Source organism: Paenibacillus sp. FSL M8-0334, from assembly GCF_038000405.1.
GTDB lineage: Bacteria > Bacillota > Bacilli > Paenibacillales > Paenibacillaceae > Paenibacillus_AQ > Paenibacillus_AQ campinasensis.
The window spans coordinates 2,915,545-2,930,214 of sequence record NZ_JBBOCH010000001.1; the positions used below are offsets into that span (position 1 = coordinate 2,915,545).

The window sequence follows — 14,670 nt, forward strand, 5'->3', positions numbered from 1 at the left end:
CTAGGAGTTGAACAGCAGCACATAGATCAAGAGCATTCCCGTCCTTGCCATAAGGATTGGGGGATGCTCTTTTGTGTGTACAGGGGGCTGTGAGCGGAAGGCTGCCTTCAGGGCTATAAACAGGCTGGAAATGGGGTACAATAATGATGTGAGGCGTGAATGGAACATCATAATAGAAAGCCCTTGGCAAAATAAAAAAATGTGCTATAATAAAGTTAAAGTCAAAGAAAGTCAAAGTCAACGAAGGGTTCGCAGTTTTTGATTATGGTTAATTCAACCTATAAGCAAGGCTCTGTGCGGACGTGTAAGATCCCTATCCATCTTTACGTTTCAAGCAGTGGAGGATGAACAGACAATGCGTAATATCTCTGATATTATCGAACAATACCTAAAGAGCATTATACAGGAAAGCCCGGAAGGAACCGTTGAGATCCAGCGGAATGATCTGGCGGAGCAGTTCTCATGCGTGCCATCCCAGATCAATTATGTCATCAGCACACGGTTCACGCTCGAGAAGGGGTTTCTCGTGGAGAGCAAGCGCGGAGGCGGCGGCTATATTCGTATACAGCGTATCGAATTGCCGCAGCATTCGGCGCTTCATAAGCATCTTAACCACACGATTGGCAATATGATTGACCAGACGGTGGCAGAGGGGCTGATTTATCAGCTTGAGGAAGCCCGGTTGCTCACCAAGCGGGAGGCTTGCTTGATGCGCGCCGCAATTTCTCGGGAGTGCCTGAACGTCAAGCTTCCTTATCGGGATGAGCTGAGAGCCCGGATTATGAAGGCCATGCTTGTATCTTTATTAGGTAAGTGAGTCTGTCTGTTAAGGAGGCATGTGATATGTTATGCCAGGAATGCGGCAAACGGCCAGCAACGCTCCATTTCACCAAAATTGTGAACGGGGAGAAAACAGAATTTCATTTTTGTGAATTCTGTGCCCGAGAAAAAGGGGAATTGATCCCCGGAACGTCGAATGGTTTTTCTATACACAGTTTGTTGTCGGGCCTCCTGGATCTGGATCCTTCCGGAAAAGGGCAGACGCCAGGTGCGATATCGGCACAATCTCTGCGGTGTGAAGAATGCGGCATGACCTACTCCCAGTTCAGTAAGGTCGGACGCTTCGGCTGCAGCTCCTGCTACAACTACTTCTCGGATCGTCTGGACCCGCTGTTCAAGCGCGTTCATGGGAATACGGCGCATATCGGCAAAGTGCCGAAGCGCAGCGGCGGCCGGATCAAGATCAAGCGCAGACTCGACGAATTGAAGAAGGAACTTCAATATCGGATCGTGCGTGAAGAGTTTGAGGCTGCGGCCGAAATCCGGGATCAAATTCGAGAGCTCGAGAAGAACATGGCTCAAGGTTAGCGCTTCGTGAGCGATGAGCCAATGAAACTGGACTTGAAGTAGGAGGGATTGCGTGATGTCCAATCTTCGGTTTACGGAACATGCGCTCAGCGAATGGATGCGTGGAAGCGGTCAGGACTCCGACATTGTCATTAGCACTCGCGTCCGGGTAGCCCGCAACCTTCAGCATCTTCCTTTCCCGCTGTTGGCAACGAACCAGCAGTCCGGTGAAGTGCTTGAGCGCCTGACCAAAGTCATCGAGGATGAGCAGCTGTTGAACGACTTCGGCGTGCTGCATGTCATACCGTTAAATGAGATTAACGATCTGGACAAACAGGTGCTCGTTGAGAAGCATCTGATCAGTCCGAATCTGGCCAGCGAGTCCCGCAACGGCGCTGTGGTGCTGACAGATGATGAATCGGTAAGCATTATGATCAACGAGGAGGATCATCTCCGCATTCAATGCCTGTACCCCGGCTTTCAGGTTCATGAAGCCTGGGAGCGGGCATCGGCGCTGGATGATATATTCGAGTCCAGAGTCGATTATGCCTTTGATGACAAGCGGGGCTACTTGACCAGCTGTCCGACGAATGTCGGCACCGGGCTTCGGGCTTCGGTGATGATGCATTTGCCGGCGCTGGTCATGACGCAGCAGATCAACCGGATTCTGTCGGCGGTGTCGCAGGTAGGGTTGACGGTCCGAGGGATTTACGGAGAAGGCAGTGAGGCGCTGGGCAACCTGTTCCAGATTTCGAACCAGATTACGCTCGGGCAGACCGAGGCCGAAATTATCGAAAATCTGCACAGTGTCGTGCTTCAGATCATAGAACATGAGAAGAACGCCAGAGAGCGGCTTCTGAATGAATCCAAGATCCGGATTACGGACCGGGTGATGCGTTCCTACGGCATTCTGTCCTATGCGGCGGTCATGGATTCGAAGGAAGCGGCACAGCGCTTGTCGGATGTCCGGCTCGGGGTGGATCTGGGCATTCTGGAAGGACCGCCAAGCTCGGTCATGAATGAGCTGAATGTGAAGACACAGCCCGGCTTTCTGCAGAAGACGTTCGGCGAGAACATGAATCCTTCGGAGCGGGATGTGTACCGGGCGAAACTGATCCGGGAAACGCTTGGTCATACTTGTAGTTAATGATATGAATTGAACTGCAATACGATAATAACGATACGAATCGAACATGGAGGTGCAATACGATGATGTTTGGCAGATTTACAGAACGTGCGCAAAAGGTGCTGGCACTCGCTCAGGAAGAGGCCGTTCGTCTGGGCCACAACAATATTGGAACAGAACATATCCTGCTCGGACTCATCCGTGAAGGGGACGGTATCGCAGCGAAAGCGCTGATTGGCCTTGGCCTTGGACTGGAGAAAATCCAGGACGAAGTGGAGAGCCTGATCGGACGCGGACAGGAGCAGCCGACGAATATTGCTTATACGCCTCGCGCCAAAAAAGTCATTGAGCTCTCGATGGATGAGGCTCGCAAATTAGGCCATACTTATGTAGGGACTGAGCATATTCTGCTCGGTCTGATCCGTGAAGGAGAAGGCGTCGCAGCACGCGTGCTGAACAACCTCGGCATCAGCCTGAACAAGGCGCGCCAGCAGGTGCTTCAGCTGCTCGGAAGCAGCGAAGCCGTGTCGAGCCATCACGGAACGCCACAGAACGTCAGCACACCGACGCTGGATAGTCTGGCCCGGGATTTGACGGCCATTGCCAAGGAAGGCAATCTGGACCCTGTCATCGGCCGCAGCAAGGAAATCGAGCGTGTCATTCAGGTGCTCAGCCGTCGTACGAAGAATAATCCGGTGCTCATCGGTGAGCCGGGCGTTGGTAAAACGGCGATTGCCGAAGGGCTGGCGCAGCGGATCATCAACAATGAAATTCCGGAGACGCTTCGCGACAAGCGGGTCATGACACTCGATATGGGCTCTGTCGTGGCAGGCACGAAATACCGGGGCGAGTTCGAGGACCGTCTGAAAAAAATCATGGATGAAATTCGTCAGGCCGGCAACATCGTTCTGTTCATCGATGAGCTGCATACGCTGATCGGCGCTGGCGGTGCGGAAGGCGCCATTGATGCATCGAACATTTTGAAGCCGTCCCTTGCTCGGGGCGAATTGCAGTGCATCGGTGCAACGACGCTGGACGAATATCGCAAATATATCGAGAAAGACGCAGCCCTGGAGCGCCGCTTCCAGCCGATTACGGTCGATCAGCCGTCTCCGGAGGAAGCGATCCAGATCCTGTACGGACTGCGTGACCGTTACGAAGCGCATCACCGTGTGAAAATAACGGATGAAGCAATCGAGGAAGCGGTAAAATTGTCGGACCGTTACATTACAGACCGCTTCCTGCCGGATAAAGCGATTGACCTGATCGATGAGGCCGGATCGAAAGTCCGTCTGCATACGTACACGATTCCGCCGAACCTGAAGGATCAGGAAGCGCGTCTGGAGGATATCCGCAAGGAGAAGGACGCCGCGGTCCAAAGCCAGGAATTCGAGAAGGCTGCCGCGCTTCGCGATACGGAACAGAAGCTTCGTGAAGAGCTTGAAATTACGAAGAATCAGTGGAAAGAGAAGCAAGGCCGCACGGACTCCGAGGTAACCCCTGAGGATATCGCGGACGTTGTAGCCAACTGGACCGGCATTCCGGTCAACAAGCTGAAGGAAGAAGAGACCGAACGTTTGCTGAAGCTGGAGGAGATTCTCCACAGCCGCGTCATCGGCCAAGAGGAAGCGGTGAGAGCCGTCAGCCGTGCTGTGCGCCGTGCGCGCGCCGGTCTGAAGGATCCGAAGCGCCCGATGGGCTCCTTCATCTTCCTCGGCCCTACAGGCGTCGGGAAGACGGAGCTGGCTCGTGCGCTGGCCGAAGCGATGTTCGGCGACGAGAACGCCGTGGTTCGGATCGATATGTCCGAGTATATGGAGAAGCACTCCACTGCGCGTCTCGTCGGAGCGCCTCCGGGATATGTTGGTTACGAAGAAGGCGGCCAGCTGACCGAGAAGGTTCGCCGCAAGCCGTATTCCGTTGTGCTGCTCGATGAGATCGAGAAGGCTCACCCGGAAGTGTTCAACATCCTGCTCCAAGTGCTTGAGGATGGTCGTCTGACCGATTCCAAGGGCCGCGTGGTCGATTTCCGGAATACGCTGATCATTCTGACGTCCAACGTGGGCGCAGAGGCGATCAAGCGCAACTCGACGCTTGGCTTCACCGCCGCGAGCGATGCCGGACGCGACTACAACAACATGAAGGGCAAAGTGATGGATGAGCTGAAGAAGAGCTTCCGTCCGGAGTTCCTGAACCGGATCGACGAGATCATCGTGTTCCACTCGCTCGAAGAGAAGCACATCGCCGAAATTGTGACGCTGATGTCCGACGAGCTGCGCAAACGGCTGCTGGAATTCAACGTGGAATTCGAGCTGACCGACAAAGCGAAGAGCTTCATTGCCAAGGAAGGGTACGATCCGGCCTTCGGTGCTCGTCCGCTCCGCCGGGCACTGCAGAAGCATGTTGAGGACCGGTTGTCCGAGGAACTGCTGAAGGGCAATGTGGTCAAAGGCGACTCGGTGGTCATCGACGAGGAGAACGGCGAACTGGTCGTTCGCAAGACAGGCAAAGTAACAGCCGCTGCCGAAGCGGAATGATCATATAGATCGATTGAATAGAAGAACTGCACTGAGCGTCCGGGGGGATTCGTCCTTGGGCGCTCATGCTTTTTTATCGGGATCAGCCAGGTTCCTCTGCGTATACTTGCGCAAATGTGTTTGCACTTTTCTAACGTGTGTTATGCAACGATCATCCTAAATCCGACGGCGATAGACAAATTTGTTAAACAACGGTTAATTATAGCTAAAAAAAGTGTGCCGCCACACCGAAATCAACAATAGGGACAACTTCCTTATAAAACCATGGGTATAGGCACCTAAAGTTACTGAATAGTCTTTACGATGAATTGTGTTCAATGGTAAACTTTGAGTAATGTCTGATTTTGCAGTCTTTTACGGAATCCGACAATGACCGAACGTGATAAAGGAGACATTCATGGCCAAAACTAAGACGAAATTTACTTGTACTGAATGCGGCTATGAAGCCCCTAAATGGTACGGTAAATGTCCGGGCTGCCAATCATGGAATTCCATGGTGGAGGAGACCGAGACAGTTGTCAAGACCCAGGGGAGGAACTCCCCTCTTTTTCATAGTAAAGAAAAACCTCTTTCGATCATAAATATAGAGAGTGGCAAGGAACCCCGTATCCAGACCGGGATTACGGAGCTGAATCGTGTTCTCGGCGGCGGGCTCGTTCCCGGCTCCCTTGTGCTTGTCGGCGGGGATCCCGGGATCGGTAAGTCCACGCTGCTGCTCCAGGCCTCGAACCGTTTGGCACAGAGTGGTGTGCGGGTGCTGTATATATCGGGAGAGGAATCGGTCCGCCAGACCAAGCTTCGTGCTGATCGGCTCGGGGCGCTGTCCGAAGAGCTGTTCGTGCTGTGCGAGACGAACCTGGAGGCGATTGAAGAGGCGATCGAGAGCGTGCAGCCGGGCTTTGTTGTCATCGACTCCATTCAGACGGTTTATCTGCCGGAGGTGACGAGTGCGCCTGGCAGTGTAGCTCAGGTGCGCGAATGCACATCCCGGTTTATGCGCCTAGCCAAGGTGAAGGGCATCGCCACGGTTCTCGTTGGCCATGTGACCAAGGAAGGGGCCATTGCTGGACCGCGCATGTTGGAGCATATGGTGGATTGCGTGCTGTATTTCGAAGGCGAGCGGCATCACACGTACCGCGTGCTGCGCGCCGTTAAGAATCGATTCGGCTCGACGAATGAAATCGGCATTTTCGAAATGGGCGAGGATGGGCTGCGCGAGGTCGGCAATCCTTCCGAGCTGTTCTTGTCGGAGCGTCCGCTCGGCGTGGCCGGCTCGACGGTGGTGGCGAGCATGGAGGGCACGCGGCCGGTGCTTGTGGAACTGCAGGCGCTGATCTCAACCACCCATTTTCCTTCGCCAAGACGAATGGGTACCGGGGTCGATCATCACCGGATGAATCTGATCATCGCCGTTCTGGAGAAGCGAATGGGCATGTTCCTCCAGACGCAGGACGCATACCTGAACGCAGCCGGGGGCGTCAAGCTGGATGAGCCGGCGGTGGATCTGGCGATTGCCGTCAGCATTGCCTCCAGCTTCCGCGATATTCCGACCAAGCCCTATGATGTCATCTTTGGCGAAGTGGGTCTGACCGGTGAAGTTCGGGCGGTGTCCCGGGCAGAACAAAGGGTGAAGGAAGCGGAGAAGCTTGGCTTCAAGCGTGTCATCCTGCCGGAGAAGAGCCTGAAAGGCTGGAAACATCCGAAAGGAATTCAAATTATAGGAGTTAATACCGTTGCAGATGCACTGGCGGTTGCGTTAGATTAGGGGGCATATGAAGGTGAAGGAATCGAGCCAACTGGATAAAATGAATGATCTGCTTAAGCTGGTAGCTCCGGGAACACCGTTTCGCGACGGCCTGGAGAACGTGCTGCGGGCGAAGACAGGGGCGCTGATCGTGGTCGGCTACAGCCCGGAAGTGATGGAGGTTGTGGATGGGGGATTCTCCATTAACTGCGATTTCTCGCCCAACTATTTATATGAGCTGGCGAAGATGGACGGCGCCATCATTCTCAGCGAAGACCTGAAACGAATTTTGTACGCCAACACCCAGCTGATCCCGGATTCCTCCATCGCCTCCATCGAGACGGGGATCCGTCACCGGACTGCGGAACGGGTGGCCAAGCAGACAGGCAAGCTCGTTGTGTCCATCTCTCAGCGCCGGAACATTATTACGCTGTATCAAGGCTCGCTACGGTATGCGCTGAAGGAAATCGGCGTCATTCTGACCAAGGCGAACCAGGCGATTCAGACGCTGGAACGCTATCGGGCAGTCCTCAATCAGACGCTGACCAACCTGTCGGCATCGGAGTTTGAAGAACTGGTCACCATTCCGGAAGTGGTCAACGTTATTCAGCGAGTGGAGATGGTGCTTCGGATCAAGAAGGAGATCAAGCGCTATATTAATGAGCTTGGCAATGAGGGCCGGCTGATCAGCATGCAGATGGATGAGCTGGTCAGCAATATGGAGGAAGAAGCCTGGCTGCTGTATGCGGATTACGTGCGCGAGTACAGCGAGGAGAAAATCCGCGAAATCATACTGGCTTTGAAACGCTCAACGGATGAAGAACTGCTCGACATTCATCACATTGTGCGTCTACTCGGATATCCGGCCTCGGCGGCGGCCTCCGAGGAGGAGATTCTGCCGCGGGGCTATCGCATTTTGAATAAAATTCCCCGTCTGCCGAATGTGATTATCCGCAACCTGGTGGACCGGTTCCAGGATCTGCCGAGCATTATGGCTGCTTCCATCCACGAGCTGGATGAAGTGGACGGCATCGGAGAGGTTCGCGCACGGACCATCAAGGAAGGGCTCAAGCGTTTGCAGGAACAAGTATTCATTGACAGGCAAATTTAAAACCCCTACAATCAATGGATGTCTGCACGTACACTGTTAGACGACGAGGTGAATATACACATGACAAAATCAATTCCGAACATGTTTACGTTAGGTAATCTGTTTCTCGGAATGATTGGTATTATCCTGGCTTTTGAAGGCCGGACCAGCATGGCTGCGATTATGATTATTATCGCCATGCTGCTCGACGGACTCGACGGGCGTGTCGCCCGGGCCCTGAACTGCCAGAGCGAACTGGGCAAGGAACTGGATTCATTGTCCGATGTTATATCGTTTGGTGTTGCGCCTGCTTTGATCATGTACACAGCTGTTTTCAGCGATTTGAATAACGCATTGGCCTGGACCGTGACAGCCATCTTCCCGATGTGTGGAGCGATGAGGCTGGCAAGATTTAATGTTCGTCCCGGCATACCTGGGTATTTTATCGGACTGCCGATCCCGGCAGCAGGCGGCGTACTGGCTACGCTGGCATTGTTCAACGAAGAGATTATGGCGCCTTACATGATCGTGGCGATGCTGCTTCTGTCTTATCTGATGGTCAGCAGCGTCAAGTATCCGAATTTCAAAAAAGTCGGAATTCCAAAGACTGCCATCAAATTTACTCCGATTGTCATTATCGGCGCTGTCATGGTTGCCGTGTTCTTCCCGGAGCAGACATCGATGCTGATCTTTGTGCCGCTTGTGCTGTATGCAGGCTACGGGCTGCAGCAGAACCTGCGCAGATTCAGAAGAAAAAAGCGCAAGAAGGACAACAATTCCGAAGAAGCTTACCAATCTTCCGATCACTAGCAACCTGCCATTATTCATCATTCGAATATTTCCAATAATAAAAAGCATTTATTTCCTGCCCTTAAGCAGTGAAATAAATGCTTTTTATATGCATATAAAAGGCCGTTCCTTATATCGAAGAACAAAATGATCGTCTGGTGCTGCCAGCGCAAGTGCTGATTATGACAAGTTAAACAGACCGAGCGTCGAGCATTTCTGGGACTCTTTGCTCACAACATCATCCAGCTGGATGTCCAGCAGATTAGCCAGGGCGGACATGTAGAAAAGGCTTCGTCCAAGCTCGGAGCTGACGGCCTCACGGCAGTTCTCGCACAGCTCACCCTTCACATGCGTGCCGGCGAGTTCCCGGGCATGCTCAAGGTCAGCGCCGATATCGAAGGTCTGCTTCGTGGCGTGAAGCTCGATGCATCCGCATTCCGTAACAGCCTTGGTGACAGCTCGGTTAACGGATGCGCTGCTTTGACCATTTTTGGACAATACATCCATCAAGCTGCGATGACGGAGCAACAATTCGGAAACTTGATCCTGAAAAGCCTGTAAACTAGGAGCGCTCATTTTTACATCCACCTCGATATTTATGAATTGAATTCATTATATTCCACACGTTCAGCCGATTTCAACCAATTTAGGGATTGGCAGGGCGGTAAGGCACAGGGGGAGGCAGCAACAGAACGGCGGCTGGCAAGGAGACGAACATGACAAGGAAACATTTTCAAAAAAAGCTAACCAAGACGATTATGCTGTAAAAAATTGGACCATACTGGAAAGTAAGAAGAGGGAAACATTGATTTCTGAAGTAAAAGGAGGTGCGAAAGCTCATGATTAAAAAAGCTATCTTAGCATTTGCGGTTTTATGCGGAGCATGGTGCGGATATACGCTGTACCATACGGTCCCGCAATCATTCTCGGAGCTCTCGCCGATATTTGATCAAGGTATATTCGCGGCAGGCAGCGGGGCATCCGCGCTGTTGGGGGGATTGTTGTTTGGCGTGATTGGCATGCTCGTGGCTGACAAGGTGGCAGGCCGTCTGCAAACGATGATTTCCGCTTTCTCGCGGATTCCGATGAATGAGCTGGCTGCCGGTACGGCAGGACTTCTGGGCGGATTGCTGCTGTCGCTGTTAATGTCGCCGGGGCTGCTGTGGCTTGGACAAGCCGGGAAGCTGATGCAGGTCGGAATTACGCTCTTGGGCGGATACATTGGTCTTAGGATCGGGCTGGAGAAGAAGGAAGAGCTGGCTTCGCTATGGATGTCCGGCAAATGGAGCCAGGTGGCCGAGCCGGAAGGCAGACGCATTGAGGAGCATAAGATTCTGGATACGAGTGTCATTATTGATGGCCGCATTGCCGACATTTGCAAAACCGGATTTATTGAGGGGACGATTGTCATCCCGGAATTCGTACTGGAGGAGCTCCAGCATATTGCGGATTCCTCGGATCTGCTGAAGCGCAATCGCGGTCGGCGGGGACTGGATATTTTGAATAAAATTCAGAAAGAGCTCGAAGTGAAGGTACTCATCTATGAAGGGGATTTCGAAGAAATATCCGAAGTGGACAGCAAGCTGGTCAAACTCGCCAAAGTGCTTCAGGGGAAAGTGGTAACCAATGACTTTAATCTGAACAAGGTGTGCGAGCTTCAAGGCGTATCCGTGCTGAATATCAACGATTTGGCCAATGCGGTCAAGCCGGTGGTGCTGCCAGGGGAAGAAATATTGGTTCAAATTATTAAGGACGGGAAAGAACACGGCCAAGGCGTTGCCTATCTGGATGACGGTACGATGATCGTTGTCGAGGGAGGACGGGAATATATCGGCACCATGATGGAGGTGCTGGTGACAAGCGTGCTGCAGACCTCGGCCGGCCGAATGATCTTCGCCAAACCGAAACTGTTGGAAAAAGCCCAGTAAACGGAGTATGATGAAGGTATACATATGTCCGTTTTCGCCACGCCGTGGTTGAGAGTGGGAAAGACAGGAGTTTTGGGTATGTTGTCGAGCTTCGGGGCCGTCATTGTGGCGGCGGGGAAAGGGTCCCGCATGGGGACCCGGGAGAGCAAGCAATATCTCATGTTGAATGAGAAGCCAATTATGATTCATACGCTGGAAGTGTTCAACCGGCTGCCCTGGCTGCGGGAGATCGTACTCGTCACGGGCGAGGGCGAGGTGGAGCGCTGCCAGAGGTGGATTCAGGAATACCGATTGGACAAGGTGTCAGCCGTCATTACCGGCGGCAGCGAGAGACAGCAGTCCGTTTACCAAGGAATCAAGCAAATTTCTTCAGATTGGGTAATGATACATGACGGTGTCAGACCGTTTGTCACATCGGAAGAAATTGAACGGTGCCGGGACGCGGCGCTCCGCGAGGGCGCATCGGTGCTGGGGGTTCCTGTCAAGGACACAATCAAGCAGGTGAACGGTCAAGGCTTCATTGCAGGAACGCCGGATCGCCAAAGCTTGTGGGCCGTTCAGACCCCACAGGCTTTTCGTCTTTCCGATCTGCTGCAGGCTCACCAGTCAGCGGAGCAGGAAGGGTTTGTCGGCACGGATGACGCCATGCTGGTCGAGCGTATGGGCGTTCCGGTGGCGGTGGTCGAGGGGAAATACAGCAACATCAAAATCACCACACCAGATGATCTGGAGTATGCAATGTTCTTACAGAAACGCAAGGGAGAGAGCAGGGAATGATTCGTATTGGACAAGGATTTGACGTGCATCAGCTGGTGGAGGGGAGGCCGTGCATCATTGGCGGTGTGACCATTCCTTATGAGAAAGGGCTGCTCGGGCACTCGGATGCGGATGTGTTGCTGCATGCCATTTCGGATGCCATTCTGGGCGCGCTGGCGTTTGGGGATATCGGGCGGCATTTTCCAGATGACGATCAGGCTTTTAAGGATGCCGACAGCCTGGAGCTGCTGCGCCAGGTATGGGCGATGGCCAAGGAGCGGGGTTACTCGCTTGGCAATGTCGATGCAACGATTATTGCACAGAAGCCGAAGATGGCGCCGCACATCCCGCAGATGGTCGAGATTATAGCGGGAGCGCTTGAAGCGAGTGCCGAGCAAGTCAATGTCAAGGCTACAACAACCGAGCAGCTGGGCTTTACCGGACGCGGCGAGGGGATTGCCGCACAGTCTGTTGTGTGTCTCGTGAAAGGTATGCTATCATCTTGAAGGAATCTTTGAAGTAAGCGAACGGAGGGGTTGGAAATGACCGGAGAAGTCCGTGTGCGCTATGCACCGAGTCCAACGGGACATTTACATATCGGAAATGCTAGAACGGCTTTATTTAATTATTTATTCGCCCGCAAGCATGGGGGCAAATTTATTATTCGGATTGAAGATACGGATGTTAAACGCAACGTGGAGGGCGGAGAACAGAGCCAGCTGAAATATTTGAAGTGGCTGGGGATGGAATGGGACGAAAGCGTTGATGTCGGCGGAGCGTATGGACCATACCGTCAGACAGAGCGTCTGGATATATACAAGCAATACTGGCAGGAGCTGCTGGATCGCGGTCTGGCTTACCGCTGTTATTGTACAGAGGAAGAGCTGGAGAAGGAGCGGGAAGAGCAGATGGCCCGCGGTGAAACGCCGCGCTATTCCGGCAAGCACCGGAATCTGACGGAGGAGGAGCGCCGCGCGTTCGAGGCGGAAGGCCGTGTCGCCAGCATTCGCTTCCGCGTGCCGGAGGATCGGGTATACACGTTCGACGATATGGTGAAAGGAACGATTTCCTTCAACAGCAAGGAGACCGGAGACTTTGTCATCGTGAAGAAGGACGGCATTCCGACGTATAACTTTGCCGTGGCGGTGGACGATCATCTGATGAAGATCAGCCACGTGCTGCGCGGTGAGGATCATATCTCCAACACGCCTCGCCAGCTGATGATCTACGAAGCGTTCGGATGGGAGCCGCCGAAGTTCGGGCATATGACCCTTATTGTCGGCGAGGATCATAAGAAGCTGAGCAAGCGGAACGAATCGATCATTCAGTTCATTGAGCAGTATGATCAGCTCGGCTATTTGCCGGAAGCGCTGTTTAACTTCATCGCCCTGCTCGGCTGGTCTCCGGAAGGAGAGGAAGAGGTGTTCTCGAAAGACGAGCTGATCCGCATCTTCGATGAGCACCGTCTCTCGAAGAGCCCGGCTGTATTCGATACGAACAAGCTTGCGCATATGAACAACACGTATATCAAGAATGCCGATCCAGATCGTGTGGCTGCGCTGGCTATTCCGCATCTGCAGAAGGCGTCCCGCCTGCCAGACGTGCTCTCGCCGGAAGAGGATGCTTGGGCGCGTGCGCTCGTGGCGCTGTATCAGGAGCAGATGACGTCTGCGTCCGATATCGTGGATCTGTCCGAAGTGTTCTTCCGGACGCATCTGGAGCTGGATGAAGAGGGGATTGAGGTCATGAGCGGCGAGCAGGTGCCGGCCGTGCTCTCTTCGTTCCTCGGCAAGCTGGAGCAGTCCGATGAATTCAGTGCCACGAAGATTGCGGCGCTGATCAAGGAAGTGCAGAAGGAAACCGGATTTAAAGGCAAGCAGCTGTTTATGCCGATTCGTGTAGCCTTGACGGGACAGACCCATGGACGCGACCTGAACCAGACCATCTGGCTGCTTGGCCGTGACCGCGTGCTTGATCGTCTGCGCTCCCAGATCAAGGGAGCCTGAGATGTCCGCTGAAACAGGCGCATAATCCGCCTTGTCAGCTCCTTGCTTCATCGGGTATAATTACACTCAAACTAAAGTGAATTATAAGATATAAGGTGTATGGCGGTGGCTCGTATACCGGGCTTACAGGCCGCTCCTTATATTGCCAATATCATCTTGCAAAAAGCTACGATCAGGAGAAGTACGCATACAACAGACACGCCCAGAGAGGATAACCGGCTTAAAGGACAAGATCAGCTTGACGAAGCCGGCTGAGAGTTATCCCGTTCGTCTGCAGCGGAAATGCACCTGTGAGCTGCGTGGTTGAAGCGAATCACATTCGTTAGATCATGCCGGTTGTCTGCCGTTAATGACTTGAGTGGAACCGTAGAAACCCGTCCCTGACCGGGGAGGAGCTATTGACGGTTCAAGCAGAGTGGAACCGCGGATCTGGCGCCTCTGCAGCGAAAGCTGCAGGGGCGCTTTTTTCTAAACAACAATTTGTCGACATTTGCGGGGAGGCTGTGACCCACACATCTTGATCAGCAGCTATGCATGTGGTCTTTTCACCGCCGTGCTTGGACTCGAATAGCAGAAGGAGAGAGGGAGCGCACATGTTCAAACAAATCAAGTCGGACATTCGGGCCGTGTTTGAGAATGACCCGGCTGCCCGCGGACTTTTTGAAGTCATCTTTACCTACTCGGGCCTGCACGCCCTCTGGGCGCATCGGGTGGCACATGCGCTGTTCAAGCGGCGCTGGTATACACTGGCCCGCATCATATCGCAGATCAGCAGATTCATGACCGGGATCGAGATTCACCCCGGGGCCAAGATCGGGAATAGACTGTTTATTGACCATGGCATGGGCGTTGTGATCGGGGAGACATGCGAGATCGGCGACGACGTGGTTATCTACCAGGGGGTAACTCTGGGCGGTACGGGGAAGGAAAAAGGAAAGCGGCATCCGACCATCGGCAACAACGTGGTCATCGGTTCGGGCGCGAAAGTGCTGGGATCGTTTACGATTGGAGACAATTGTAATATCGGATCCAATGCCGTCGTTCTGCGGGAGGTTCCCCCGAACAGCACTGTGGTTGGCAACCCGGGGAAGGTGGTCAAGCAGAATGGGGAGCGGATTCGAGATCGCCTCGATCACACGAACCTGCCGGACCCGATCGTCGATATGCTTCGTTCGATGCAGAAGGAGATCGATCAGCTTCGGGCAGAGATAGAGGAGGTCCGTGGAGAGAGCGGGCATAAGGAAAGAGAGCCGGAGGCATTGGTATCCTCGGTCAAGAAGGAATAGCCGAAGAAGCGGCCTGTCCGGCCGGAAGGGAGCCGCAAACCGCTTGGGCAGATTGATAACG

Annotated in this window: 13 protein-coding genes; 12 read left to right on the forward strand and 1 reads right to left on the reverse strand. The window is 53.5% G+C overall.

Annotated features, from left to right (window positions below; all coding sequences use genetic code 11):
• Positions 1-355: 355 nt before the first annotated feature.
• The 7 genes from MKX64_RS12655 (at position 356) to pssA (ending at position 8,654) form a co-directional block, all read left to right on the forward strand.
• Complete coding sequence (locus MKX64_RS12655; protein ID WP_095267507.1) at positions 356-817, forward strand: CtsR family transcriptional regulator; 462 nt, start codon at positions 356-358, stop codon at positions 815-817.
• A 26-nt stretch (positions 818-843) separates the two neighbouring features.
• Positions 844-1,368, forward strand: coding sequence for a UvrB/UvrC motif-containing protein (locus MKX64_RS12660; protein ID WP_341036033.1), 525 nt, complete (start codon positions 844-846; stop codon positions 1,366-1,368).
• A 55-nt stretch (positions 1,369-1,423) separates the two neighbouring features.
• Positions 1,424-2,494, forward strand: coding sequence for a protein arginine kinase (locus MKX64_RS12665; RefSeq protein WP_095267509.1), 1,071 nt, complete (start codon positions 1,424-1,426; stop codon positions 2,492-2,494).
• A 62-nt stretch (positions 2,495-2,556) separates the two neighbouring features.
• Positions 2,557-5,010: an ATP-dependent protease ATP-binding subunit ClpC gene (clpC, locus tag MKX64_RS12670; RefSeq protein WP_095267510.1), complete on the forward strand. Its 2,454-nt coding sequence runs from the start codon at positions 2,557-2,559 to the stop codon at positions 5,008-5,010.
• Between the two features lie 397 nt (positions 5,011-5,407).
• On the forward strand, positions 5,408-6,775 hold the full coding sequence (radA, locus tag MKX64_RS12675) for a DNA repair protein RadA (protein WP_095267511.1): 1,368 nt from the start codon (positions 5,408-5,410) through the stop codon (positions 6,773-6,775).
• A 7-nt stretch (positions 6,776-6,782) separates the two neighbouring features.
• Positions 6,783-7,865, forward strand: a complete 1,083-nt coding sequence (disA, locus tag MKX64_RS12680; RefSeq protein WP_155618807.1) for a DNA integrity scanning diadenylate cyclase DisA — start codon at positions 6,783-6,785, stop codon at positions 7,863-7,865.
• 60 nt (positions 7,866-7,925) lie between these two features.
• Positions 7,926-8,654, forward strand: a complete 729-nt coding sequence (gene pssA, locus MKX64_RS12685) for a CDP-diacylglycerol--serine O-phosphatidyltransferase (RefSeq protein WP_095267512.1) — start codon at positions 7,926-7,928, stop codon at positions 8,652-8,654.
• Between the two features lie 159 nt (positions 8,655-8,813).
• Here the strand turns inward: pssA and MKX64_RS12690 are convergent, their stop codons facing one another.
• Positions 8,814-9,209: a DUF1573 domain-containing protein gene (locus MKX64_RS12690; RefSeq protein ID WP_095267513.1), complete on the reverse strand. Its 396-nt coding sequence runs from the start codon at positions 9,207-9,209 to the stop codon at positions 8,814-8,816.
• A gap of 263 nt (positions 9,210-9,472) precedes the next feature.
• Between MKX64_RS12690 and MKX64_RS12695 the strand changes: the two genes are divergently transcribed.
• From MKX64_RS12695 to cysE, 5 genes are all read left to right on the forward strand, one after another.
• Positions 9,473-10,561: a PIN/TRAM domain-containing protein gene (locus MKX64_RS12695; RefSeq protein WP_095267514.1), complete on the forward strand. Its 1,089-nt coding sequence runs from the start codon at positions 9,473-9,475 to the stop codon at positions 10,559-10,561.
• Between the two features lie 78 nt (positions 10,562-10,639).
• Positions 10,640-11,338, forward strand: a complete 699-nt coding sequence (gene ispD / locus MKX64_RS12700) for a 2-C-methyl-D-erythritol 4-phosphate cytidylyltransferase (RefSeq protein ID WP_179292195.1) — start codon at positions 10,640-10,642, stop codon at positions 11,336-11,338.
• Positions 11,335-11,823, forward strand: a complete 489-nt coding sequence (ispF, locus tag MKX64_RS12705; protein ID WP_095267515.1) for a 2-C-methyl-D-erythritol 2,4-cyclodiphosphate synthase — start codon at positions 11,335-11,337, stop codon at positions 11,821-11,823. The genes ispD and ispF overlap by 4 nt, the downstream gene beginning before the upstream one ends.
• A 36-nt stretch (positions 11,824-11,859) precedes the next feature.
• A complete protein-coding gene (gene gltX / locus MKX64_RS12710) occupies positions 11,860-13,323 on the forward strand; it encodes a glutamate--tRNA ligase (protein WP_095267516.1) in 1,464 nt (487 codons plus the stop codon).
• A gap of 593 nt (positions 13,324-13,916) precedes the next feature.
• A complete protein-coding gene (gene cysE, locus MKX64_RS12715; RefSeq protein WP_095267517.1) occupies positions 13,917-14,609 on the forward strand; it encodes a serine O-acetyltransferase in 693 nt (230 codons plus the stop codon).
• The last annotated feature ends 61 nt before the right edge of the window (positions 14,610-14,670 follow it).